Source organism: Larkinella knui (assembly GCF_003858645.1).
GTDB lineage: Bacteria > Bacteroidota > Bacteroidia > Cytophagales > Spirosomataceae > Larkinella > Larkinella knui.
The window spans coordinates 39,616-66,494 of record NZ_RQJP01000001.1 but is presented as its reverse complement, the minus strand read 5'-3'; the positions used below and the strand labels follow the sequence as shown (position 1 = coordinate 66,494).

The 26,879-nt window shown below is 51.2% G+C and carries 17 protein-coding genes; 5 read left to right on the top strand and 12 right to left on the bottom strand.

The window, feature by feature from the left end; genetic code table 11:
- Positions 1–526: 526 nt before the first annotated feature.
- From sov to EHT87_RS00230, 4 genes are all read right to left on the bottom strand, one after another.
- Positions 527–7,981, bottom strand: a complete 7,455-nt coding sequence (sov, locus tag EHT87_RS00245; RefSeq protein WP_229320755.1) for a T9SS outer membrane translocon Sov/SprA — start codon at positions 7,979–7,981, stop codon at positions 527–529.
- Between the two features lie 215 nt (positions 7,982–8,196).
- Positions 8,197–8,790: a Holliday junction branch migration protein RuvA gene (gene ruvA / locus EHT87_RS00240; protein ID WP_124902693.1), complete on the bottom strand. Its 594-nt coding sequence runs from the start codon at positions 8,788–8,790 to the stop codon at positions 8,197–8,199.
- A 138-nt stretch (positions 8,791–8,928) separates the two neighbouring features.
- The gene (locus EHT87_RS00235) at positions 8,929–10,506 is read right to left on the bottom strand and encodes a lytic transglycosylase domain-containing protein (RefSeq protein ID WP_124902691.1); all 1,578 of its coding nucleotides are present in this window, start codon (positions 10,504–10,506) and stop codon (positions 8,929–8,931) included.
- 470 nt (positions 10,507–10,976) lie between these two features.
- Positions 10,977–11,819 carry an AraC family transcriptional regulator gene (locus EHT87_RS00230; RefSeq protein ID WP_124902689.1) on the bottom strand — a complete coding sequence of 281 codons (843 nt, stop codon included), beginning with the start codon at positions 11,817–11,819 and terminating at the stop codon, positions 10,977–10,979.
- A 91-nt stretch (positions 11,820–11,910) separates the two neighbouring features.
- Between EHT87_RS00230 and EHT87_RS00225 the strand changes: the two genes are divergently transcribed.
- Both EHT87_RS00225 and EHT87_RS00220 read left to right on the top strand, forming a co-directional pair.
- Complete coding sequence (locus EHT87_RS00225) at positions 11,911–12,852, top strand: NADP-dependent oxidoreductase (RefSeq protein WP_124902687.1); 942 nt, start codon at positions 11,911–11,913, stop codon at positions 12,850–12,852.
- A 178-nt stretch (positions 12,853–13,030) separates the two neighbouring features.
- Positions 13,031–15,835: a glycoside hydrolase family 78 protein gene (locus EHT87_RS00220; RefSeq protein ID WP_124902685.1), complete on the top strand. Its 2,805-nt coding sequence runs from the start codon at positions 13,031–13,033 to the stop codon at positions 15,833–15,835.
- Between the two features lie 14 nt (positions 15,836–15,849).
- On the opposite strand, the gene EHT87_RS00215 is transcribed toward EHT87_RS00220, so the two are convergent.
- From EHT87_RS00215 to EHT87_RS00190, 6 genes are all read right to left on the bottom strand, one after another.
- Positions 15,850–16,332: a DUF6691 family protein gene (locus EHT87_RS00215; RefSeq protein WP_124902683.1), complete on the bottom strand. Its 483-nt coding sequence runs from the start codon at positions 16,330–16,332 to the stop codon at positions 15,850–15,852.
- Between the two features lie 17 nt (positions 16,333–16,349).
- Positions 16,350–16,922: a YeeE/YedE family protein gene (locus EHT87_RS00210; protein WP_124902681.1), complete on the bottom strand. Its 573-nt coding sequence runs from the start codon at positions 16,920–16,922 to the stop codon at positions 16,350–16,352.
- A gap of 47 nt (positions 16,923–16,969) precedes the next feature.
- Positions 16,970–18,382 (bottom strand): MBL fold metallo-hydrolase, encoded by a 1,413-nt coding sequence (locus tag EHT87_RS00205; RefSeq protein ID WP_124902679.1) that lies wholly within the window; start codon positions 18,380–18,382, stop codon positions 16,970–16,972.
- A gap of 127 nt (positions 18,383–18,509) precedes the next feature.
- A complete protein-coding gene (locus tag EHT87_RS00200; protein ID WP_124902677.1) occupies positions 18,510–19,307 on the bottom strand; it encodes a sulfite exporter TauE/SafE family protein in 798 nt (265 codons plus the stop codon).
- A 72-nt stretch (positions 19,308–19,379) separates the two neighbouring features.
- Positions 19,380–20,015: a Crp/Fnr family transcriptional regulator gene (locus EHT87_RS00195; protein WP_124902675.1), complete on the bottom strand. Its 636-nt coding sequence runs from the start codon at positions 20,013–20,015 to the stop codon at positions 19,380–19,382.
- Between the two features lie 49 nt (positions 20,016–20,064).
- Positions 20,065–20,277, bottom strand: a complete 213-nt coding sequence (locus EHT87_RS00190) for a YgaP family membrane protein (protein WP_124902673.1) — start codon at positions 20,275–20,277, stop codon at positions 20,065–20,067.
- A gap of 595 nt (positions 20,278–20,872) precedes the next feature.
- Here EHT87_RS00190 and EHT87_RS00185 point away from each other — a divergent pair.
- Both EHT87_RS00185 and EHT87_RS00180 read left to right on the top strand, forming a co-directional pair.
- A complete protein-coding gene (locus tag EHT87_RS00185) occupies positions 20,873–21,427 on the top strand; it encodes a gluconate 2-dehydrogenase subunit 3 family protein (protein WP_229320754.1) in 555 nt (184 codons plus the stop codon).
- Positions 21,428–21,441: 14 nt separating this feature from the next.
- Positions 21,442–23,154 carry a GMC oxidoreductase gene (locus tag EHT87_RS00180; RefSeq protein ID WP_124902671.1) on the top strand — a complete coding sequence of 571 codons (1,713 nt, stop codon included), beginning with the start codon at positions 21,442–21,444 and terminating at the stop codon, positions 23,152–23,154.
- Positions 23,155–23,267: 113 nt separating this feature from the next.
- Here the strand turns inward: EHT87_RS00180 and EHT87_RS00175 are convergent, their stop codons facing one another.
- Positions 23,268–24,344: a glycosyltransferase family 2 protein gene (locus tag EHT87_RS00175; protein WP_310587486.1), complete on the bottom strand. Its 1,077-nt coding sequence runs from the start codon at positions 24,342–24,344 to the stop codon at positions 23,268–23,270.
- Between the two features lie 372 nt (positions 24,345–24,716).
- Complete coding sequence (locus tag EHT87_RS00170) at positions 24,717–25,166, bottom strand: response regulator transcription factor (RefSeq protein ID WP_124902667.1); 450 nt, start codon at positions 25,164–25,166, stop codon at positions 24,717–24,719.
- A 531-nt stretch (positions 25,167–25,697) separates the two neighbouring features.
- Here EHT87_RS00170 and EHT87_RS00165 point away from each other — a divergent pair.
- Positions 25,698–26,876, top strand: coding sequence for an acyltransferase family protein (locus EHT87_RS00165; protein WP_185716106.1), 1,179 nt, complete (start codon positions 25,698–25,700; stop codon positions 26,874–26,876).
- Positions 26,877–26,879: the final 3 nt, after the last annotated feature.

Here is a 26,879-nt window from a genome sequence, read left to right as displayed (position 1 = left end):
TGATTTTCGGCAACACAAGAGAGATCCAGATACGGCTTGTACGATTCCGTCAGTCTGCCAGTGATAAACGGAGTCCCCAGGTACTTTCGGCCCGTACGATGCTGGTAAAAACCAGCCACAAGAAGCAAAGCCACCAGCGTGAATTTAAAGGAAACATACACAATCTCCGCAAAATACAAATCGTTTTGAAACCATTCATTATCTTTCGAAAGATAATGAATGTTATTTATGAAATTCAAAAGCGTTCCTGTTTTTCTTAAAGTCCTGCCAGTCCACCGTAGCGGAGCACCAAAACGGGCATTCCTGACTCCTTCGCTTTGAACTGTTTTACACGGATTGTCAGGCCGATGAAGAAACAGGCTTCATTAGCTCTACGCTACCTTAGAAAAAATAAGGGATTGAAAAGCAAACCCGTACCCAGTTTTGCAACAGCTTCTCCGGTTATTTAAAGCTAAAAACCGACCACTGAGTTGAAAACGGGCTGGTTGAAGAAAATCAGCGGACCCCGAACACAATCCTGCGTATGTTATTCGGCCAGATTGAAGCGCACCTGAACACCACCAGCCGTTGTTGCCCGGCGGAATGAGTTGGAAACCAGCGGATCGTTGAAAGTCCGGTCGAAGTACAACTGCACGTTCAAACGGCGGCTAACGACGTAGCTCACCTGCGGCCGCAACTGGAAATTAACGTTTCCGGCCGTAATGATCTGCTCACCAACGCCATTCTCGTTGGTCGGAGCCGACAAAACCGAATCGTCGAACTTCCGCTGAACGGTGCGGGTATCGCGGAAGGTCAGATTACAGTTGAACGTCAGATCGTTTTTAAGGCGCTGGTACGCTCCGTTGATCTTGAAAGGAATCCGAAAGTTCGTTTTCGTAAAACCAAACCGGAACGTAATGTCCTTGTTACTCAGTTCGGCCACCTGCGCATTGGAAAGGTTCAGCGCCACGCTGCGATCCTGGTTGTATTCCAGCCCTCCGCTAATCTTACTCTGTGTCCGGAACGTAATTCCCAGCAAGGGGGCAAACCGCTCGGTCATCGTGATCGTACTCATGACAAAAATCGGAACAAACTGATTTTGTTCGGTATAACGCGACGCCAGCGGGTAACCCATAACCGCCAGATTGACATAAGCGGCTTCGTAATCGAGTGACGACGTAAAGTTACCAACGCTGTAAGTCGAGTTATAACTGTGCGAAAGCGTGAAGGCGCTGAACAGTTTCCGGAACGGTTTCAATTGCGACAATCCGTTGTAATCGACCCGCCAGTTGGGCAGAGGAAACCGTAGGAACGGATTGATTTTCACCGTATTGGGATCTTTTCCGCTGTAGGCCGCGAAGAAAGCCGGAATCAGAACATCCTGCGAAGTCAGGTCATATTTCCCGCCTTTTTCGGGATTGAGCTGCATAAGGCGGTTTAAAATGATCTTCCGGTATTCGGCAAACTTATCGAAAATCGGGGACGAATTATCCTTGTTTAACTTGGAAAAGGCGGTTTTGAACGACAAAAACGACATGCTGAACTGCCCGTTGCGGTACGGGCTCAGGCTCGTAAACGAACCACCCGTCGTATCGACCCGGTAGACTTCCTGGTAACTATCCTGCCTTGTCAACCGGGCTTCGACCGTAATCCGGAAGTCCTTGAAAGGCTCCAGCGTGGTGCGGGCGTCGAACTTTTTGCCCAGCGTCTGCGTAAAGGGCTGATTCAACACCGTACTCTTCGACAGCCAGCCCCGTTCGGCGGCTTTCCGGTTGATGTTCCGATCCTGGCTTCCCAGAACGAAGCCCAGTCCCGGAGCGTTTTCGCGCGAAAGGCCGAAGAAGCGCGGAGTGGGCAAAAAACCCGGTAACAGGGTCGACTCCTGAACGGTATAGTTGAAATTGATACCGCGAATGGTCAGCAAGGTGCGGACAAAACTCTTCAAAACCCGGCTTTCCGACCGCTGGATTTCTTCGATATCACCGGGATTTCGTGTAAAGTTTTTCCGCGGAACGGACGGTGTATTCGCAAACCGCAACGACTTGATTTTATTATACAACCGAATGAAATCCACACGCCCCTGAACGCCCCACTCCCGGCTGTTGCGAATGGTATTACCAAACGGAACATTCAGCGTATCGGTAATGCCGAACGAGTTGGCCTGAAACTGATACCCGATGTTGTAGGTCAAATCCGCGGCAATCCAGTCGAGCAGCGGCAGTTTATCGAGCGGCATCCGGTACGTGGTCCGGATGTTTTGCTCAAAGTTTTTCGTCCGGCCAAACCGCCGGGCATTGGCCCAGACGGAGTCAATTTTGGCCTGCGTGTTCAAATCACCGGCTGGCTCATCGATGATGGCGTTGGAGCGGGCGTTATAGGTTACAATCAGGTTACGGGTCAGGTTCCACTGCAAATCGTAATACCGGTTGAACCAGAAGTACTTTTCAAATTGGGGCACCATGCCTTCCGTCGTCAGCTCAGAATTGCGGAGCTGGGTTTTGATAAAACTCCGGTCCACCTCGCCCCGAACGGAGACCTGGGTGGGCAGCAACGTCAGGTTAAAATCGCGCAGCCAGCGAAGATAAGGCCGTTCCAGCGCCTGAAACCGTTTAAAGGGTTCGAAGGGTTTGGGCTGGGCACTGTATACGTAGGCAATACCGCCCCGCGTTTGTTTTTGCACAAACTGCTCGGTCAGGATATTGGTTCGCGTCGCTTCGTTGAAAGCATACGTAAACGACAGATTTTCAAAGTCATAGAAATGACTTCTGGCATTCGGATTGGTTTTGACCTTCCGGAAATTCGACAGGTTGAAACCGCGTCGAACGGACCGGTCTTCCACCAGCCGCCGGTAGCGGTCGCGTTCATTTTCGTTCAGCGTCGAAAGCGTCGTTTCCAACGGCGTGTCGGGATCCAGGGGATTGAAATGCGGCTGAATCAGCCGTTGATCGTAATTGACGTAGAGCGGAATCCGCAATCCCCATTTTTCAGGCAACAGTTTATCGACCGAAATCTGCGACTGAACGCCGTATTCGGACGTGGTTTCCCGGCTTCGTTCGGAGATCCGCTGCTGGACACCGCCAAATCCGAATGTGGTTATTTTGCCCGAAGCGGTCACGGTAGCCACATCCGCCAGCTTGGCATTGAGCACTCCGACGGCGGCACGACCAGCCGTCTGGTCAAACCCGTTCGCCCGCAATTCATCCACCCAGATGGTGAAACTCTTGGCCTGCTCGTCCGGCGATTTCGGGTTGCGCACCCCAATCATAATAATCTGCACCGCACTTAAATCCGGATTTCCAACCACCGTCAGGTTATAATGGCCGTCGGCGCTGGGCATCGAAAACGGTTGGGCGGATGACCGCGTAAACTGGCGGTTTTTCTCGGCCTTGAGGTTGATCAGCTCATCGATCGCAATATCCAGATCGTTGGCAGCCGGCCACACCACATCGTCGGGCTGGCTCCCCTCGGGTGTATTGACCAGCTTCGGAATTTCGATTTCGTAGTAGTTATCCGTAAAATCCGTACCAAACCGCACAAAAGCCGACACCTGACCACTTTCTCTTTCCTCATTGTGCATGTGAATGAACATCTTCAGACGCTCACGAAACAACAAATCGGTATTGGTATTTTTGAAAGCCGCCCGCGAGTCACCATCGCGCAGGTTGGTCACGCTCAGGCTCATCGACTGCTCGTTCAGTTCCACCTGATTGATCTGCGTAAAATCGCGGTCGCGCTGAAAACCCGGTGGCACCCGGTAAATGTATTTGTTGGTACCCGGAGCGCTGTTTTCTTCAATATTGACCGCCGTCACTTTGAATTGCGCATCATACGGTTCGGGAACTTCCTGCAAACCGCGCGCCGACAGATCACCGGTATACTTGCGGTATTGGTTGGAGGTCATCTGCAACTGCGCAAACCGCAATACCACCGGTTCCTCAAAATCCGTGAGATACATCCGCGCAAACCGCACCGATTTAAACCCGTTGATATTCCCGACCTTCCTGGGATTGTCGCGCACCGGAATCCGGAACAGATACCACGTTACGGATTTTCCCGCTTTCGTCTGCACGTCTACTTTATCGACAATGTACCCTTTACCGACCGCGAGCTGACCCGGTCTCAGATCTACTTCGTATTCGTAATAGGCTTCGTTGTCGTTGATGGTATTGTCGGTATTCAAATCTTCGATGTCGGGCAGCGTAGTCGACGCGGGCGTTACCAGCTGATTGCGGTCCTGCAATTCGGGGGAATTATTTTCCATCCCCATGTATTGCTTATACCGACTGACAATGTGCTTGACCGAGTCGGCGCGCTGTCCGTAATAGAAAATAAAGTCGTCGTTGGCGGGGTCACTCAACAGCCGTTCGCGGGCCTGGGCGTTCAGTCGGGGCGAAACCTGGTCGATGTACGTTTTGAAAAACCGGTTTTCATCCCGGTTGCTCAAGCCATCCAGTCCGACATCCTGCTGGGGCCGGGAATTATTATCGAAAGCCTGGGTGACAAACTGCGAACGCGTAACCCGCCCCCAGGCCGTGGAATCGGGCGAGAGGCCGTTGGGAATCGCCAGACCGTTTTCAAAATTATACCGCCCGTCTTTTATCACATCTTCCGACAGATCGCCCAGGTTGAACACCAACTTGCCCCCGGTGCGGTTGGCCTTGTTTTCAAAACCATCGTGAATGGTGGCATACGTCGTATCCGTAACGCCCAGAAACGGGTCCATCAACCAGAAATCGATGTTTTCGATGTTGGCATTATCAAAATCGGCATCGGACGTAATGGCCCGCATCACCGAACCAAAGTTCTTCTTCGGATCACCGGCCAGCCGTCCGTCGGGAGCAAGATTCGGGTTAAAATTGTACATCCCGCGTTCTTTCGGGAAATAAGCGACGTCCAGAATGTTCTCCGGCAAGTTGACCAGCCGCGCCGAACGGCCTTTGAACAGTTCGTTGGAAAGAAAAAACTGTTCGTAAAAATTCTTTAAATCATTGTCAGTCAGGTTACTTTGCGGAGCGCGGCTACTGCCCACCGTGTTGGCGGTGCTGAAGGTGTTATCCACGGTATAGACTGAAATGCGGGCCCGGTTATACGCATAGGCCAGCGGATCGGCAAACGTTCCCTGCGGAAAAGCCCGTTCCGGCGTCGTTGGGGTTGAGCCCAACCGCCAGCGCGTGGGTTGCCGGGTCAGGTCGTACAGCGTTCGTGCCGCTTCAAAGTCGTCGATGAACGCGTTGTTGTTCACCCGCGGGGCCACACCGGGAAACAACTGCGCCACTTCCCCCTGAAACGCAATGTTGGAAAGCTCTTTGGTCTGAATCAGCGGCAACCCATCCAGCATCCGGGTCAAAAAACGCGAATCTTTCCGAATCATGGCGTCGAACCCTAAAATGGTGTTGTTCACCGGTTCGTTGCCAATGGCGACGCGGGTTAAAAAACCGGCCGGCGTTTCGCGCATGTTCATCGCCGTCATCCCGAGGTTCACCTCCGGACTCAGTTTATAATCCAGCCGTGTTCCGATCAACCGCCGGATCTGGTTCTGAAACAGGTCGGGGCGCTCAAACCGCACTTTAATTTCCTGGCCGGAATTCATCAGACTTTCGTTCAGAAACCGAACCCGGCCAATTTGCGACTCCACGACAAAATCGATACCGGGCGACAACGGAACGCCACCCGCCGTGACCTGCACCGATTTTTCATCGACACCGTAGGGCAAGGTAACTTCGCCGGCCGTGGACGACTGGTAACTGCCTTTCAGAAAAAACTTATTCTTGCCCGCCACCTGCTGCGCATCCACGAGCGTGGTTCGGTACAATTCGTTGAAGACGTATTTGGCTTTAAGCGCATCTTCGCTTCCGGCGACAAACTTCCTTTCGAGGAAAGAACCAAACGGTTCCAAAACCGGGAATATGACCCGCCCATACCGGCTGTCTACCGTCACCCCCTCCACAAAATCGAAATTACCGTCGGGTTGCCGGTCCAGTTGGGCATTGACCTGGTCCATATTGAAAACCTGAACCAGCGGGTGGTTTTGCAGGTTGACACCTTCCTGCAGGTTCGGATTGTCGATACCGGTCAGGTCGTCTTTGTAGACAACCCGTAACTGAAAATTCTGCTTGTTGATCTGGCTGGTATTGAGCGAATAAATGTTTTTCATCATCAGATTCCACATCGGCAACTGCGTGTTGTTGCGGATCGTCGATGACTTCAACAGCTTCAGAATCAGCACTTCATTGTCCTGACGGCTTTGATAATCTTCCGTCAACTCCCCTACCTGGTATTTGCGGCCCTGATAGGTATATTCATACGAAACGGCCAGCACTTCGTCGTTACGCAGGGGCGTCACCAGCGAAATGTAGCCCAGTTCCGGCTGGAATTTGAATTCCGTTTCGGTCAGGCGTTTGGCCCCCCGGAGGAGTTCATAGTCGACTCCTTTGGCAAATCCGAAGGTTCCGTCCAGTAAAAAATTCACCTGATCCACCTGCCGGATGGCGGTATTGGCCCGCAATTTGGCAAAAAGTCCGTTTCCAGCGGTATTATCGGCCGGACCAGCCGGATTGCTGCTGAGGGGTTGCAGGTTCGGATTCGTTCGGTTAAAGGGTTGTGGTTCGGCCAGATCCGCAAAACCGACGATATTGCGGAGGGTTGTAGTGGTGTTGGTCCGGTTGGTTACGTATACCTCTAAACGCGTAATGGTTACACCCGACATGATTTGGGGTAACCGGTTCAAGGCTCTTTCGTAATTATTCCGGAAAAATTGTGACAGGAAGAAATGCCGGTTTTCATCGTAGGTATCGACCCGGATCTCGTAATTCTTTTGCAAAGCCCCGCCTTTGATGGTAATTTCTTCCTGCTTGGAACGCTGCTGCGAAGCCACCACAGTGGCGTATAATTTACCAAAACGGAGCTGGGTTTTCAACCCGAACAGGTTCTGAACACCCGGAATCAACTGGCTGCTGAGCGGCCAGCTAATGTTACCCGCTTCCAGACCCTGGATGATGCTCGGGTCCTGCGGCTGAAACTGAGGAATGGTCGAGGGCACCATACTTCCTACCCCCGGCAGGCCGTTTGTCAGTCCGTTGGCCGTGGGTAAGGCCGGCAGCCCGTTCGTCAATCCATTGGCATTCGGCAGTGTCGGAACCGGTGGACGGTAATTCAGTTTCAGTACATTTTCAAAATTGAAACTGGATTTGGTATCATAATTGGCCGTTACACCCAGCCGCTCACCAATCTTTCCATTGAAATTAATATTGATCTGTTCATTGAACAGAAAGTTTCCGTTTCGGCGCTGCAATACCGGAATAATCGGGTTGTCGATGAACTGGTAGAGATACCCAAAATCAAGCATAACAAACCCGTTTGGCTTGAAATCCACCAGATTACCACCAAACAACCGGTCGAACACCGGCGGCAATTCAAGCTTCGGTACCAGTCCCCGCCCGCTAACGGCACTTTGTCCATCGTTTCGCGCACTGTATTCCCGCCACAAACTTTTTTGAACACGCTGGTTCTGTAAACGGTTATAGTTCTCGTACGACATGGTTTCAGCCGGTCGGTAAGGCAAACCAACCGACGGTCTGGCAGGCACGGGCGCCCCAACGGTTGATCCAACCGCATTGCCGGTGGTAGCAGCCGGAGTTGTGACAGTTCCGGAAACAGGGCGGGTAGCCTCGGGCTGACCACCGATTCGTTCCCGGATCGAAATCTGGTTCGCGCCATTAAGCTGAACGTCCGTCGATACCGCCCGCGGGTCGCGCAATAAAAAAGGCGATTTGGGCATGGAAACCGAAAAAGGGCTTACATACCGATCGCGCCATCGAATGATCGGTCGCCGTTCGGCTGATCGGGTGGCCCGAATACTATCCTGCCGGGCCCGCGCAATCGAATCCGCCGGTGATACCGTACGTCGGCGCGCGGGGGTTTGGGCAGCTAACGGGCTTATCCAGGCCGATCCGATAATTAACGCACACAACACAACCAACCGGGGCCCAATCCGGCCATTCAACAACCTCAGCCGGGTTAATCGGTGGGACTCAACACATTCCAAGAGAGGCACGTATAATTTAATTCGGTGGAATAGGTAGTTAGTTTAATTCAGAGACATCTCTATCACCAAACGGCGAAAACCTTGCCAATATTTTAGTTAAAAGTTAAGACTTAAAAGTTAAGCGTTGACTGACGCATTTTTTTTACGTTTAACGCTTAATTCTTAACTCGTAACTATTTAAGGGCCAATCGAATAAGTTGTTCAACGGTGAGATCGTCGCCTTCGCGTTTCAGGATCGTATCGAGGCTTTTTTCGGCTGCGGGTTTCGGGATGCCCAGGGTGACAAGTGCGGCCAGCGCTTCATCACGAACGGGATTGATCGCCATGCGGTAGTTCGGTGTACCGGCCTGCGCCATAATGCCCGCTTTCTTCATTTTATCGCGTAGTTCCAGAATAACCCGTTGAGCGGTTTTACTACCGATGCCTTTGATTTTCTGAACGGCCCCCACATTTTCCATCAGAATGGCCTGACGGAGCTCGACGGGTGTCATCGTCGACAGCATCGTAAGGGCGGTATTGGGTCCGATTCCCGACACCCCGATCAGGTCCAGAAAAAGATTTTTTTCGTCGAGATCGCCAAATCCATACAGCGTTTGGGCGTCTTCGCGAATGTGTTGATACGTATACAGTTTTGACGGTTCGCCGAGTTTCGGTAAAACCGTTGACGTATACAGTGAAATATGTATTTCGTAGCCGACCCCATTGGCTTCCAGAATGACAAGCGTGGGATCTTTATGGGAAACTTTTCCGGAAATATAAGCAATCATAGAGCGCCTTTTCGACCGGTTTTAAGCCGGTCTTAAACAGACAAATATACGAAAGAGTTAAGAGTTATGCGGTATGAATCAAGAGTTAGCGGGTGCCTGTGTAACGCTTAATTCATACCGCTTAACGCTTAACTCTTTCTAACCCACAATCAGTCGCTGACCGGGTTTGAGTGAATTTCCTTTGATCTTGTTGAGTTTTTTCAACTGATCGACCGTCAGATCGCTATACCGTTGTGAAATATTCCAGAGGGTATCGCCATCCTGAACACGGTGGTATTTAGGTTTGTAGGTTTTGGTCCGTTTGGCAACTTCCGGTTTCTCCCGGCTCTTGGTTAGTTTGGCCAGGCGGGATGACGATTCCGGTGCCGCCGGTTCACGCAGAATGACCAGTTTTTGCCCTTTCTGGATCCGGGTAGACCGCAGGTGGTTCCATTTTTTCAGGTCATAAACATCAACGTCGTACTTCTCGGCAATGCGCAAAAGGGCTTCTCCGCGTTTCACGACGTAAACAATCTTTTTAGGCTTTCTCCGAATAACCTCCTCAACGTCACCGTCGTCCGGAGCAATGGCACTGGCGGCAACCACCGGTTTCGACTCGCGGGCCTGCTCTTCATTGGCGTCCGTAAAAGGGAAATAATCCCGTTTTCGGGCAGAATCCAGCCCGTAGTTTACACTCTCTGTCGAAGCCAGCAACATGTTAGTCGAAACCGTAGGCATACGCCCGGCGGAATCGAGAATGGCAAGACGATTGGCCTCGAAATAATCGAAATGTGCTTTCGGAACGCGAAGGACAAAACTGCGGGTTTGATCCGATAACACCCCGGTCATGATCGACGGGTTCATTTTCTGAATTTCGGCCAGTGGCACTCCGCTGTATTTACAAAACCGCTCGATCGACAGGTACCCATTCACGTGGATGGTGTCGCAGGGAATGGGATATTCGGGCTGTTCGGCGTAAATACCGTGGTCGTTGGCGTAATTCATCATGTAGGTCAATGCGATGAATTGCGGAACATACGCGCGGGTTTCTTTGGGCAGAAAGTTGTAAATAGTCCAGAATGAGTCGCCCCCGGACCGGCGCATGGCCCGCTTGACGGTGCCCGGGCCGCTGTTATAAGCCGCCAGCGCGAGGTGCCAGTCGCCAAAAATCCGGTACAAATCTTTCAGATACCGACAGGCCGCATCCGTCGACTTGACGGGGTCCATCCGCTCGTCAATATATTCGTCCTGATAAAGATGAAAATCGGCTCCCGTATACGGCATGAACTGCCATAAACCGCCCGCTCCGACCCTTGAAACCGCCTTGGGGTCCAGCGAAGATTCGACAATGGAAAGGTATTTCAGTTCATCGGGTATTTGATGCTGGGCCAGCAGCCGTTCATAGAGCGGGAAGAACATCGGCATCCGCTCCATTACCTTTTTGGTGTAGCTCGGTTTGTGGAAGGTAAAGTAGTCGATAAACCCGTGAACGGTTTTATTGTAATTCAGCGGAATCGTTTGTTCCAGTTTGGCAAGTCGGTCACGCAGAACCGGTTCCGGTATCGATAGCACTTCCGGCACATCGACCACTTCAATGGTTTCCTGCGCCGTGTCGGCCCTAACACCACTGGTGTCGGCCTGAAAATAGGCACCCCAACTCCGGGGCGCAACGCTTACAAAAATCAGTAGTGTACAAGCCAATCGGAGGCCATGAAGGGTCTTCTTCAGCTTCGACATGAGCAGGTTTGGGGTTATGTGTTGGTTAAGTATGTAGCAAGACAAGAACGGTATGGTCGATAAAAATAGGACAAAAAATAGTTTTCGTCAAACTTTTAAGCAAATTAGCCCGAAAACCTACTAAATTACCGCCGGTGCCGATCCGCTTTAGGCTCCCCGAACGGTATACGGAGCTGATTCCACTTGGGCGTCCCTGCCTGATCAAAAACGGTAAAAACCGGTCGATGCGTATGGGAACGACGGCTAATTATGGCGTGTTTTTTTAACAGCCACCGTTTAAGCTATTCGACAGCCTGAAGCCGCAAAATCTCCCTCAAGTATCCTGCCAGACTAGGTTGCTTGTGCATGAAATAAATTATTTCGCCTTTCATCAGGCTTCCCTGGTAGATACAGCTGCTGCGCAGGAAACTGAGATGGCTGTAGATGCCTGACGAAATCAGGCTGGAAAAGTATTTTTAAAGCGGTTTTGGTCAATTTCCCAACAGAACTTTCCGAAAAGCCGTCGGACTCCTCCCCTTTTGCTTTCTGAAAAACTTATTCAGGTGGCTTTCATCCGTAAACCCCAATTCCTGCGCAATTTCGGTCATGCGCATCCCGCTGTGCTGCAGCCGGGCTTCGATGAGTTTCACCCGGTAACTGGTAATGTATTGCTGCATGGTTTCGGCCGTGTGTTTTTTAAAATACCGGCCTAAATACGTCTCCGAAATGCCAAAATGCCGGCTAACGACGTCAGCCCTGATTTTTTCCGGATAGTAAATATTATTCTGAATGTAATTCAGGATGTCGAGTGCTTTTTCGTCGGTATTCTCACGCACCTGCTCGGGCATGTAGCGGACAATGTTACGGGCCACTACCACAATAAGCGTGTTCACCAGTTGCTGAATAAGTTCTTTATTGTATAAATCACGGTTTACATATTCCCGCACCATGGCTTCGATGAGGGGTTGAACCAGGCCTTTGTCCGGCTGGTTTTTCAGAATGCATCCCGGCTGGTGGTTGGCATTTTGCAGAATAAACTCCAGCCGCTGAATGCTACCGGCATTCAACGCCCCCGACTGAATGTAGATGTCATTAAACCGCAGGAAGAAAAATTGGGTGGTCGTTTCTATTTCAAACGAATGACAGTCTTCCGGAGTGATCAGAAACAGGTGCCCCGCGCGGTAGGCAAACTCGTTTTTGTTGATGCACTGCCGACCGGTGCCGCCGAGAATATAGATGAGTTCGAAGAACGAATGCTGATGTTCCGACTTCGGACATTCATCCAGCGTTTTGTAGACAATCTCGAACGGTTCGTGCAGACTTTCTCTTTTCATGCCACAAATCTACCAAAAAAGAGAAAATATATACCAGGATACCAACCGTTCAATGGTATAATTTTGCCTCATCAATTAACTACTTAGAAATATGAAAGCGATTACGTTAGACGGTTTTGGCGGAATAGAACACCTGGTTCAACGGGAAATTCCCCTGCCTGTCATCAGCGATGATGACGTTCTGATTCAGGTAAAGGCCATCAGTATTAATCCCGTCGATGTAAAAACCAGAGCGGGTAAAGGAGTGGCCGGTCGGCTGAAAGATGAACAACCGCTCATCCTGGGCTGGGATGTTTCCGGAATTGTAACGGAAATTGGCAAGGAAGTTACGGCATTTCAGGTGGGTGATGCGGTTTTTGGAATGGTGAATTTTCCCGGTCACGGCAAAGCCTATGCCGAATACGTGGCCGCTCCGGCTTCGCAGCTGGCGCTGAAACCCGCTACCATTTCTCACGAAGAAGCCGCAGCGGCTACCCTGGCCGCTCTGACGGCCTGGCAGGGGTTGATTCATCATGCCCACTTACAGGCTGGACAAAAAGTACTGATTCATTCCGCAGCCGGTGGTGTGGGGCATTTTGCCGTCCAGTTCGCCAAACAGGTGGGCGCTTACGTGATCGGAACTTCTTCGGCAAAAAACAGAGATTTTGTGATGAGCCTGGGTGCCGACGAACACATCGACTACCAGGCGCAGCGGTTTGAAGAGGCCGTATCTGACGTCGATTTCGTGCTGGATACCATCGGCGGTGATAACATTGATCGTTCGCTGAAAGTGATTAAAACCGGAGGAACCATCATCAGCATTCCCAGCGGATTAAACGAACTGGTTACCGAAAAAGCGCAGGCCAAAGGCATTAACGGGTACACATTCCGGGTGCAATCCAATGGGGAGGATATGAAAACACTCGCCGGTTTACTGGAAAATGGCACCCTCAAAGCCCGCGTTTTCAAAACGTTTTCATTCGATCAGATGGCGGAAGCCCATTTGCAGGTCGAGACGGGCAAAACAGCCGGAAAAGTAATCGTGACGGTTTAACTACGTATCCGAATCAGGCCGTAAACCGCTACGGGAACGGATCGGTGGGTGATGGAGCATCCAACCAAACATTTAAAACCGGATTCTGGGTAGACTGATAGAACCACGAAGCTTTTGAGGTTCGTTGGCGGGTCGTATCCTTGCCAATTGCACCCGCCCTAAGCCAATCGAACCGGTCATGAAACTACTTTTCTATCAGCTACTCCTGTGTTGTCTTATCGGGATCGACGCCCGGGCTACCGGGGCCCTCACGATAACCCGGCTCCGTTGCGACTCCCGCGATAATCCGCTGGGTGTTGAAAGCCGCCAGCCCCGGCTGAGCTGGCAGTTGGTATCGGACATTCGGGGGCAGAAGCAAACGGCCTACCGAATTCTGGTGTCCGACAATCCGGATGCGCTGGCCGCCCATCAGGGAACGCTCTGGGATTCGGGCAAACGGACCTCCGATCAGTCCATTCAGATAGTTTATGCGGGAAAACCGCTGCTGGCCGGTCAGTCGTATTACTGGAAAGTACAGACCTGGGACAAAGAAGGCCAGCCAGCGGGCTGGAGTGCTCCGGCGACGTGGCAAATGGGTTTGTTAACCAAAGCCGATTGGGGAAAAGCGCAGTGGATTGCGCTGGAAGAACTGCCCGCAGCGGAGCGAATTGTTCCGTTCGTCCACGCGCCCAATGCTGAAAAGCCGCTCGGTGACCGAAAATCGGCCCAGAATGCCATGCCGCAATTTCGGAAAGAATTTAAACTGGAAAAACCGCTGAAGCGGGCCATGGCGTTTATTTCCGGGCTGGGACATTACGAATTGAGTCTCAATGGGCAGCGGGTGAAAGACCACTTTATCGACCCCGGCTGGACGAGCTACGACCAATATGCCCTCTATGCCACCTACGATTTGACGAGTACACTCAAAAAAGGAGCCAACGTGTTGGGCGTGCTGCTCGGCAACGGTTTTTACAACATTCCCGTTGAGCGATACCGGAAAATTGTGGGTTCATTTGGTTATCCGAAACTGATTTGCAAACTGCAACTGGAGTATGCCGACGGAACCATCGGGGAACTTGTGACCGATCAATCATGGAAAGTTACCCAAAGTCCCATTACGTATTCCAGTATTTACGGCGGAGAAGACTGGGACGCGACCAAAGAGCGAACGGGCTGGATGCAAGCCGGTTATGACGCCGAAAGCTGGCAAACTCCGCTTCTGGTTCAGGGACCTCCCCAACTGCGATCGCAAACGGCTCCGCCGGTTAAAATCATGGAAACCTTCAGGCCCGTTGGCCTTAGGCAGCCCAAACCGGGCGTCTACGTGGTCGATCTGGGCCAGAATATGTCCGGTATTCCCCAGATTTCGGTGCGCGGAAAAGCCGGGGCCGTCATCAAAATTACACCCGGTGAATTGCTGGGCGACGACAGTCTGGTCACTCAGCAAGCCACGGGCAGTCCGCATTTTTATCGATACACGCTCAAGGGAGGTGGCACCGAAACCTGGCGTCCCCGCTTTACCTACTACGGTTTTCGGTATCTGCAAATCGAAGGCGCGGTTCCCGATCAGGGCTTGCTCAGTACGATTGCGGTCCCAACCGCCGATGTGCCGGTTTTCATTGACATAAAAGGCCTGCATACCCGGAGCTCTGCCGAAACCGTCGGGACGTTTTCGTGTTCAAACAGGCTGTTTAACCGCATTGACCGGCTGATCGACTGGGCCATTAAGAGCAACATGGTCAGCACGTTGACCGACTGTCCGCACCGTGAGAAGTTAGGCTGGCTCGAAGAAACGCATCTGATGAGCGGCTCGGCCCGGTATACGTACGATCTGGCGACGCTGCTGCCAAAAATCATTCGCGATATGCAGTCGGCGCAGTTAGAGAACGGCCTGATTCCGGACATTGCGCCCGAGTATACGGCCTTTGCCAACGGGTTTCGTGATTCGCCGGAATGGGGCAGCGCCGGGGTGATTCTGCCCTGGTATACGTATCAGTGGTACGGCGACAGGAACATTTTAGCGGAAAGTTACCCCATGATGAAAAAATACGTCGATTATTTGGGCACCAAAGCGCAGGATCACATTTTGACCCACGGTTTGGGCGACTGGTGTGATCTGGGGCCCAAACCGCCGGGAGAATCCCAACTGACGCCCAAAGGAATTACGGCCACCGCCACTTACTATTATGACCTGACGATTCTTGAAAAAACCGCCCGTTTACTGGAAAAAAAGGCCGACGCCGATCACTACAATCAGCTGGCCCGGGCGGTCAAACAAGCCTTCAATGCGAAGTACTACGACGCGGAGAAAGGGCAGTACGGATCGGGCAGTCAGACGTCCAACGCCATGCCGATTTACATGAATCTGGTGACGCCGGAGAACAAAGCGGTCGTTACTGCCAGTCTGTTGAAAAATCTGAATGACAACCAGTACAGTCTGACGGCGGGCGATATTGGCTTCCGGTATTTGCTTCTGGCGTTGGGTCAGGTGGGCGCTTCGGAAGCCATTTATGCCATGAACAACCGCTCCGACGTGCCGGGCTACGGCTACCAGCTGGCTCACGGAGCCACCGCTCTGACGGAATCCTGGCCCGCGTTGCGGTATGTGTCCAATAACCATTTCATGCTGGGACACCTGATGGAATGGCTTTATAGCGGATTGGGCGGTATTCAGCAGGACGAAAATGTGCCGGGTTTCAAGGCCATCGTGATCCGCCCCGAAGCGGTAGGCGACATTACCCATACCAGCGTCCGGTACGTTTCGCCCTATGGCCCGATTCGGAGTGAATGGAAAAAAACCGGCCTGCAACTGGAACTGACGGTCGGTATTCCGGCCAACACAACCGCGCTGGTTTATTTGCCCGCACCCGAAGGAAGCCTGATTACCGAAAGCGGCAAACCGATTGATCAACAGAACGATATGAAGCTCGTGCGAACGGAAAACAGCAAAACCGTCGTTGCCATTGGCTCCGGAACCTATCGATTCCGGGTCGATGTACGGTAACGCGTAGTTCGGGTTTACTGAGGCAATCCGGACCGAAAATACCCATACACCCACGTCCCGGCAATTGCACTTAGCAGCGTAACGACAACAACCCCGAAACCGCTGCCAATCTGGGCAAACAACGGCCCGGGACAGGCTCCCGTGATGGCCCAGCCCAGACCGAACAACAGGCCACCGTATACTTGCCCGGAACTGAATTTCCGGGGATGAAGGACAATCGCTTCACCCGCCAAGGTCCTGATTTTAAACCGTTTGATTAGCCAGATTGACACCATACCGACCAGAATGGCGGAACCGATGACACCGTACATGTGAAAACTTTGCAGCCGAAACATCTCCTGAATCCGAAACCAGGAAATGATTTCCGCTTTGACAAACACGATTCCGAACAGAATGCCGACCACACCGTATTTCCAGTTGGCGATCAGGCTTTCGGGTTTTTGCATATCGTTGGCCACCTCGCTGGTCAACGTTTCCTCTACGTCTACTTTTTGCATGAGTGAATCGGTCCGTTTTAAAACAATTTCATGAGATGAGGTAAAATCAGATGGGTCATGGCAAAACCGCCCCCCATAAAACAACACGTTGCGATCAGGGACGGCCATTGCAGATTGGAAATGCCCATGATGGAATGGCCGGACGTACAACCACCCGCCATACGCGTACCGAATCCGACCAGAAAACCGCCGAGTATGAAAAAAACGAAGCCTTTTAGTGTAAATAAGTTCGCGACGTTGAAAATATCAGCGGGCATCATTCCCGAAAAATCACGAATGCCCAGGGCTTTCAGGTCAGCGACGGTTTGGGGTGAAATCTGAACAGCCTCCGGGTTTGCCAGAAAGTGCGTTGCCAGAAAACCGCCAATCAGAATCCCGGCCACAAAAAACAGGTTCCAGATTTCCCGCTTCCAATTGTAATTGAAAAAGGAAATGTTGGCCGGCAAACAGGCGGCACAAATGTGCCGGAGTGACGACGAAATGCCGAACGATTTATTTCCGATCAACAACAACGCCGGCACGGTTAAGCCAATCAGCGGCCCGGCTACGTACCACGGCCAGGGCTTGCGGACAAACTCTAATATTTCCATAGATTTTATAGCTTTATTCAATCAGCGAAGATACAAACTATTGATGCCTATTTCAAGGTGGTGGGACACACAGAATCCGTGATATCAAAAAGGCCGGTTTTTTTGATGGCGTCAAAGCCTCCGGCTACATCCAGCAGCTTTTCGTACCCCCGCGCTCTCAGGATCGAAGCGGCCATCATAGAGCGGTAACCGCCCGCACAATGAATGAACAGGACTTTGTTTTTGGGTAACTCCGCCATGTGATCGTTGAGGTATTCCAGCGGAATGTTCCGAACGCCGGCGATGTGTTCGGCGGCATATTCACCGGGTTTCCGCACATCGATGATTGCCAACTCCTTGTCAGCCATCCGGTTCGCCAGCGATTCCGCCGATACGGAAAGAATGGTGTCACTTTCCTTGCTGCTGGTTGCCCAGGTGCTGAAACCGCCCGCCAGAAAGCCCAGCACCTGGTCGTGGCCCACCCGCGCCAGCCGCGTCAAGGCTTCCTGCTCCTGACCCGGTTCACAAACCAGCAGCAGCTTTTGTTTCACATCCGGTATCAGCGTACCGACCCAGGGAGCAAACTGACCGTTCAGCCCGATGTTGATCGAGTTTGGAATGAAGCCCTGACGGAAAAAATCCGCCGGTCGGGTGTCGAGAATCAGCGCACCGGTTTCATTGGCAATCGCTTCAAATGCATCCGGGCTCAGGGCCTGCGCCCCCCGCTTCAACACGGTATCGATGCTTTCATAACCCTGTTTATTGAGCGCCACGTTCCGCGGAAAATACTTCGGGGGAGCCAGCAAACCGTCCGTCACTTCCCGGATAAACGCTGCTTTCGACATCGAAGCCCGCAACGCGTAGTTGAACCGCTTCTGGTTACCCAGCGTGTCGGTCGTTTCTTTCCGCATGTTTTTACCACAGGCCGAACCCGCCCCATGCCCCGGATACACAATGACGTCGTCGGGCAGGGTCATGATTTTGGTGCGCAACGACTCATAGAGATACCCCGCCAGATCGTCCATTGTCAGGTCCGCTTTCTGGGCCAGATCAGGACGACCAACGTCACCGATGAACAGCGTATCGCCACTGAACAGGGCGGTTTCTTTCCCGGTTTCGTCCAGCAACAGGTAACTCGTCGATTCCATGGTGTGGCCGGGCGTGTGCAGCACCCGGATTTTTACGGAACCAAGCGGTAATTCTTCGCCATCGGTTGCCATGTGGGCTCCAAAATCGGGCCGAGCCAGGGGTCCGTAAACGATCATAGCACCGGTTTGACGGGCCAGATCGAGGTGGCCGGACACGAAGTCGGCGTGAAAGTGGGTTTCCAGCACATATTTGATGGTGGCACCTGCTTTGGCAGCTTGTTCTACATACGGTTTTACGTCCCGCAACGGGTCAACAATGGCGACTTCGCCTTCGCTTTCAATGTAATACGCACCCTGGGCCAGACAGCCCGTATAAATCTGTTCAATTTTCATAATACTTCCTTCGGTTCTAGTTTAACGAAATGCAGTTTTATAGGCTTATCAGCCACGGTTACACCCTGAAACAAAGGTAAAAAGGCGGTTGCGGGCGTTCCGTGACTTTTGTTACATGCCGAACTGTTTAGAGAAAAGTTTCTTTCACAAGAATGTAGACGCCCGTAGCGAACACGAACCAACCGAAGATTGTCTTCAGTTTTGGTCCGGAAACAAACCGGGTCAGGTAGGTTCCGAGTAAAATTCCGATGACCGACAGGGCCGTAAAGGCCAGCAAAAACCGCCAGTCGATGGTTTCGAAAGCAAGTCCGCTTAGAAAACCGATCAGCGAGTTGGCGGAAATGATCAGCAGCGAAGTCCCCACGGCCATTTTGATGGGTAAATGGGCCAGCAACACCAGCGAGGGAATGATCAGAAAACCGCCCCCCGCTCCGACGACACCCGTCAGCATACCGACCAGAACTCCTTCTGCCGCCAGCAACTGGGGACTAATCCGGCCCCGACTACCGTCCGATTCGGTTTGACGGTCGCGGATCATCGTGCCGGAAGCCGCCAGCATAACCAGCGCAAACACGACCATGATGGCGACATTTTTAGGCAGATAAAAAGCCGGAGTGGAAAAAACCGGGTCGGGAATGGCCGGAACGAGGTAGGTGCGGGTGAGGGAAACGGCAACAAAAGAAGGCAGCGAAAAGGCCAGGGCGGCCCGGTAATGAACCAGTCGTTGCCAGCTATACCGGACGGCGCCGACCAGGGAGGTGGTGCCGACCACAAACAACGAATAGGTGGTGGAGACCGTCGGCGTGATGCCAAGCAGATACACCAGCACCGGCAGGGTCAGAATGCTGCCGCCCCCGCCGATGAGTCCCAGGGTGATCCCGATCAGGATCGATGCCGCAAAGCCCAGAATTTCATGCGAACTCATGCTGTTTTTTCAACAAAGCACGTCCTGAAACCGGGGCGGTTCCGTGATATAAGTCACACGGGCGACTGTTTTCTACAAAATTTCGATTTTATTTCGTGACAATCTGAGGTAGCCCACGCGCTCCAATTGTTTCAGCAAACGGGAAATCACCTCGCGCGACGTCGCCATTTCGCGGGCAATTTCTTCGTGGGTAATCTGTAAAACCGTGCACTGGCAGCTCCGGGTTTTCTTTTTCAGGTAGGTCAGCAGCCGCTCGTCCAGTTTCTGAAAGGCAATGCTGTCGATGGTGGCAATCATATCGTCGAACCGGCGCTGGTAGGTGCGGAAAACGAACTGTTTCCAGGTTGGAAACCGGCAAATCCATTCATCGACTTTCTCAATCGGGATGAAAATCAGACGGGTTTTTTCTTCGGCAACCGCCGTAATTTCGCTGGGCTTATTATCGGGCGTGCCCGTCATTGAGATGGCACAGGAATCCAGCCCACTCAGGTAGTAGAGCAAAGCCTCATTCCCGCTCGCATCGGGCCGCATGATTTTGATGGAGCCACTCAAAATGATCGGCACCGAGCGAATGTAACTCCCGGGGCGAATCAGATACTCGCCTTCTTCCACTTCCTGATAAATACCGGTCCGGTTTATTTCTTCGATTAAGGCCGGTTCAAAACTTCCCCGAAATGCTGCGTTTATTACCTGCGTGTCGTTGATCATTCCTCTCGCTGTCTTGTATTCCACCCGGACTTCCGGCTGGTCATTGCCGTTATGACATTTTTTTTCGGTGATTCGTGCGGATCCCGAAAACCGCATAAAGCGGACAGAAATTCATAAAGCTGGTGGCAATCAGGAGTCCGGCTCCCGTCATCGCTACCACCGCCCAAACGCCATTGAGCACATCTGCAATAAACAGGGCGATTAAAATACACGCAATCAGCAAGCGAACCACCTTATCGCCAAAACCCATGTTCCTTTTCATGACCTTTCTTTTTGTGACGAAGTAACAGGAATCCGGGCGTGCGATCTGTGATATTTATCACAGATCCATGTGACTTTCGGGGCTTAAAACCGCCTGCCCTCTCGGGTACGGCAAATCGCGGCAGTCTACTGATAGGCCTTTGGATTTTTTGCTGGAACGTATTTTCACCGGCTGGCTCTTGTTTCGTAAAAAAGCCCCTTTCTTCTGCTGGTTTTGATGCGTTACGCACACATTACATCTTACTTTTTTCCTATCTTTGTCTATATTCTTCCGCATCACCATGTGTTCAAATGAGTGCCATCTACCGGAAATTTGAATTGCACTTTGTTACCATACAACCCAACGCAGTAAAATAGCCTGTCAATGCGTCTTTAACCCAATAGTATATTTCAACCGCATTCTCCGTTGAAAAAACGGCTGTGCACTCCGCGCGTTTCGGCAGCATCATTTGGGAACTCCGGTATTTATATACTAGCCGTTTACGGTTTTCAGTTTATACTGTGGATCCTGGCACGTTGAGTCGCACGTCAGCCACTGACCATTGAAAACCGTACTTTTTGACTAAACCAGACATTTAAATCTCAACAATTACCTCGTGGAAAGACGAAAAGCACTAAAAAGTTTGGCAGTGGCCCTGGGTGGCCTGGTGAGTCTGCCGGGTTGGGCCAACAACTGGAACCAGGCTACCCTGCCATCAGGAACCTCACTGCTGGCTCCCCGCGCGGATGCGCTCCTGGCCGAAGTGGTTGAAACCATCATTCCGGCCACCAACACCCCGGGCGCAAAGGCCCTGGGCGTACACACGTTCATCCAGAAAATCGTGACGGACTGTATGGAACCCTCGGCGCAGGAAACCCTCACCAAAGGACTAACGGCGGTGGAAGCCCTCGCCCGGAAAAACGACAGCCAATCGTTTGCCTCCCTCGACGCCAGCCAGCGGACCGCATTGCTGAAAACCATGAGCCAGTCGACGGAACCGGACCAGAAAGAATTCTTTTCGCTGGTGAAAGGACTGACCATCCGGGGGTATATGAGCTCGGAATACGTCATGAACAATATCGTCCATTACGAAATGGTGCCCGGCCGGTATCACGGTTGTGTGCCCGTTGTGGCCAAAAATACAACTTCGAAAAATCAACAAAACAAATAGCAGCCCCAGTAGACATGGCAAATTTTGCAATTGATGCAGTAAAAGCAACCACGTACGACGCCATCGTGATCGGATCCGGGATCAGTGGCGGATGGGCTGCGAAAGAGCTGACCGAGAAAGGGTTACGGACGCTGGTGCTGGAGCGGGGACGTGACGTCAAGCACGTAGTGGATTATCCCACCACCATGCTCAACACCTGGGAAATGGAACACCGGGGTCAACTCCCGCTGGCCGTCCGCAAGGAGAACCCGATCGTGAACAAATGCTACGCGTTCAACGAAACCTCGGCGCATTTTTTTGTCAAGGATGCCGAACATCCGTATATTCAGGAACAACCGTTCGACTGGATTCGGGGCTATCAGGTGGGGGGAAAATCCCTGCTGTGGGCGCGCCAGACGCAACGGTGGAGCGACTTTGACTTTGAAGGCCCCGCCCGCGACGGTTTTGCCGTCGACTGGCCGATTCGCTACGCAGACATTGCCCCCTGGTATAGCCACGTCGAAAAATTCGCCGGCATCACCGGAAATAAAGACGGTATTCCAACGCTGCCCGACGGGGAATTTCTGCCTCCGCACGAATGGAACTGTGTCGAAAAATATTTTAGCCAGCAGATGGCTGCGAAATACAAGGATCGGCCGGTTATCATGGGCCGGGCTGCGCACATTACCAAACCGCAACCGATTCACCTGCAACAGGGCCGGGCCCAATGCCAGAACCGCACCCTGTGCGAGCGGGGTTGTCCGTTCGGCGGGTATTTTAGCAGCAACGCTTCTACCCTACCCTGGGCGGCCAAAACCGGCAAACTGACCTTGCGCCCCCATTCAGTGGTTCACTCGATTATCTACGACGAGAAAAAAGGCAAGGCCACCGGGGTGCGTGTGATCGACGCGACGACCAAAGAGATGATCGAGTTTTACGCCCGCATTATTTTCGTCAATGCCGCAGCGTTGAACACGAATCTCGTGTTGTTGAACTCGACCTCGAACCGTTTCCCGAATGGCTTGGGCAACGACAGTGGCGTGTTGGGTAAATACGCGGCTTTCCACAATTACCGGGCGGGCATTTCGGGTGAGTACGACGGTTTTCTGGATTCGACCACCGACGGTCGGCGCCCCAATGGGCCGTATATTCCCCGTTTTCGGAATGTTTACAAGCAGGAAACGAACTTTTTGCGGGGCTACGCAGCCGGTTTTTCCGCCGGTCGGGCTTCCCGAACCAATCAGGATGGCATTGGCGTCGATCTGAAGGAAAGTCTGGCAAATCCAAGCCTGGGCGGCTGGTATGTCGGTTCCCACATGATGGGCGAAACCATTCCGAAAGAGACCAACTACGTGGCTCTGGATAAAAATCTGAAAGATCCGTTCGGGATTCCGCAACTAAAAATCTCGATTGTCTACGACGACAACGACGACAAGATGGTGAAGGATTACCAGGAACAGATGATGGAAATGTTCACGGCGGCCGGTTTCAAGAACCTCCGGGTGCGCGACGATAAACGCAATCCGGGACTGGATATTCACGAAATGGGCGGTGTCCGGATGGGGAAAGACCCGAAAACGTCGATGCTTAATAAGTGGAACCAGATGCACCACGTCAAAAACGTGTTCGTCACCGACGGCGCTTCGATGACCTCCACCTCCACCCAAAACCCCTCACTGACCTACATGGCACTCACGGCCCGGGCGGTGGATTACGCGGTGAAGGAGATGAAAAAGACGAATCTTTGAGTTTTTGAAGATTGTATCGCGGTGATTAGCGGAGAAGAGGGAGTTAAGCGGAGTTAATTAAAAGAAAAGACTCTGCTTAACTCCCTCTTCTCCGCTCAACTCCGCGACACAACTCAATTTTCTTTTACCGCCGTCTCCCCGTGGGGCGTGTGCAGAAATTTCTTCCCGGCGGCTTTGACTTTCAGCAGCGAACGAATCATCCGGAAAACCAGCATCGGGAAGGTCAGGAAGTCGCGGATTGAAATTTTCTGCCAGAGGTAACCGGGAATGGAGATCAGCAGGGTGATAAAAAGCGTCACCAGCATACCGCCAAAAGCCCGCAGCATCGGCTGGTGTCCCACTACCAAACTCACCAGCGTGCCCAAAAAAAGGACCGCCAAAAACAGCGTTCGCGGCAGAATCAGCGACCGCACAACTGCAAAAGCCGCATCGAAGTTTCCTTTTAGCAACTGTTGAATACCCGTGCGGAAATACAGTTTGACGAAGTGAACCTGGGCCGCAATCCAGCGCGCCCGCTGCCGTTCAAACACTTCCAGATTCTGCACTTTTTCGTCGTAAATCAACGCATCCTGGAGATACGCAATCCGGATTCCTTCCGTCAACAGCGCCATTTCCAGTTCTTTGTCATAACCGCCCACCGAGCGAACCTGCGCCATACCCCGTTTCATGGCCGCCGGTTCGAAGGCCATTCCCGACCCAATCAACGTAGACGACAGCCCCAGCGCGCGCTGGCCCGCCCGAAACAGATGGTTATTGACCTCTTCGTTCATGGCGTCGAAAACCGCCACACTGGTGTTCGTGTTTTTGGCAACCCGGTGACCCTGAACGGCCCGCCAGCCGCTGTCGAAAGCCAGGTTGATCCGTTGGAGAAAATCGGGGGCCATGTGGTTGTCCGCATCCGACACCAGAACGATATCGTAGCGGTTTTCCGGTACTAATTCCAGCGCCTGCGTCACCGACTTCTGCACCGTCGATTGCTCAAAACTGACCACCAGAACCTTGACCGGTTGAAGCGCCAGCTTCTGAAGGGTCGTTGGATGAAACGAATCGGCAATGACGTAAAGATCGTAGGCGTCGGCGGGATACGTCTGCTGAAGGTTTATCCGAACAGAATCCAGAATGACCGTATCTTCTTTGTAAGCAGGGATCAATACCGCAATCCGGCGGATTTTGTTGGGCTGTTTCGTCAATGGCTCGTCATCTTTCCCTCCAAACCAACCTGCTAAAGCAAAGACAAGCAGATAAAGAATATTAAAACTTAGGTAGATCCCTATCGGAAGAAAAATAACATAGTTTATTAGATCCATGATACGGTAAAATTATCACTGTACAAATCAATCCATTTTGTTAATTTGTCTGATAATTTTCGCTCCCGGCACCAAAGGGCTGATATTTTCACTCCAGTTCGCCACTTCATAACCATCAGATTCATGGTTATCTGATAGCAAATAATATACCATTTAACCACTGGACGGTTTCTTCCAAGATTACCAGTTTCTTTTAAGTGACCACTCCGTTCAATAAACCCAAGAAGTGCTTTGTCTGGTAATAAGAAGGTTCGATTAGGCCCGGATAGGCATTAATTGACCGTACCAGGGCGCGGTTCCAGCAGTCACCCGTGAAACCGGGTTGCCTGAGCGTCGAAGCATGGCCTGGATTTTAGCCCGCACTTCCAGCGGATTGAACGGTTTCGTCATGCAATCGTCAGCGCCATTTTCCAGACAGCTAATCCGGGTATTACTATCTTCAGAACCTGAAAGTACCAGAATAGGCAGGGAGTGATACCGCGTGCTTTTTCGCACCCGCTGAATCAAGTCCATACCGTCAGCTTTCGATAAACTCAAGTCGGTAATAATGAAGTCTACTACAACCCCTTTTTTAAGCAATTCCCTGGCTTCCAACGGGTTGGAAGCCAAAATAATGTTAAAGTCAGCAGCCAGTGCATTCTGAAGAATACGCACCAGAAAGGAGTTACTTTCCACAATCAACAGGTTTAACTTGGGAAATTTCATAACGGTCAATTTTTGTTTCAGTCAGAAAAAATAGTGAATTACCAAGAGCAAGAGAAAATAAAACCCAAACTCATAAGTAAAAACACCTAAAATACCATATCGTCTCAATCGATAAAAAGCTAAATATCAGTCAACGTTACATCCAATCTTTTCAAAAAAACCAGGTTCCAGAACTTTCTTAATTTAGATTAAAAATCTATTAGTCAATAAGTTATACCTACATTTGTTCTGATATCGTTCTACGAGAAAATTTAAATTAATAAACACTGGGACAAATATAAAATACCTAATGGGAAGTAAACAAAAAATAAGTAAATATTTTTGCAATTATTGAAAACTACTTATGCCTGCATGCGGACATCAGACTGTAAACCCGGCTTATGTTACCGTATTTCTACCCTTTGTATCTTATTTATTCAAATCAAATTAATTATCAGACATACTTGGCACGATATGTGATTAGTATTCAAGGCAACTTATGACATGGCATGACTGCGGATAACCGGCAGCATGCGAATTCTTTTATGCACAATGCGAGCAGTTTACTTTCCTAATTTAAATGGCTTACGATTCATCGCTGCTCTTTGGGTGATCATTCACCACATTGAACAAATCAAGTTAATTTTCAAGGTTGATAATTACTGGCACCTGCCTTTTGTGGATTTGATCGGGAAGCTGGGTGTGGTGTTATTTTTTGTACTAAGCGGTTTTCTGATTACTTATTTGCTTTTGCAGGAAAGAGCGGTTACGGGAACCATCGCAATCCGGCATTTTTATCTGAGACGGGTTCTTCGGATATGGCCTTTATATTACTTCATTGTGTGCCTGGGTCTTTTCGTTCTTCCCGCCATTTCTTTTTTTGACATTCCGATTTATTCCGATTTACTGCACAGAAGTTTCCTGATCAAAGTTGTCCTGTTTTTTGTCATCCTGCCCAATCTCGTTGCAACACCGGTTCCGCATATTAATCAAACCTGGTCGATCGGTGTGGAAGAGCAATTCTACGCATTCTGGCCATTGCTAATGAAGAAAGTGGGTCATCCCCTGCGGGTGGCTTTGGGTACGATCATCGTTTATCTGGTGATTAAGTTTGGCCTTCTTTCACTCACGTCTCTAGGTGTTACCAATCAGGCAATCAGCTTTATAGCTAAATTCTGGAATAGTTTCAACGTCGATTGTATGGCGATTGGGGGTGTGATTGCCTGGGCCCTTTTTTACCGGCGCGAAGGGCTGCTTCGGGTTTTATTCAATCGCTGGTTACAAGCTGCCGTTTACCTGTTAACCGCAGTTATGATTTTCCGCGGAATTGAAATACCGTACCTCCACCAGGAGACGTATGCCTGCTTGTTTGCGGTGATCATTCTCAATTTGGCCGCCAATAAACAGACACTAATCCGGCTTGAGCACCCGGTTTTACATTACCTTGGCAAGATTTCATTTGGTATTTACATGTACCATATGATTGCCATTGTGATCGCCTTTAAACTGCTGCAACCGCACTTTCCCGGAAATAACTGGCTGCTCTACAGCGCCAGTATTTTGTTAACGATTCTGTTGGCTGCGGCCTCGTATGAATGGTTTGAACGTCGGTTTATCAAGGCAAAAATCAAATACTCTAAAGTCGTGAGCGGTGATAACATTGCCGAACCAACGGTGAATAAATCCGACGCTTCCGATGCGGTCGTACCGACACTCACAAACTTGAAATAACCG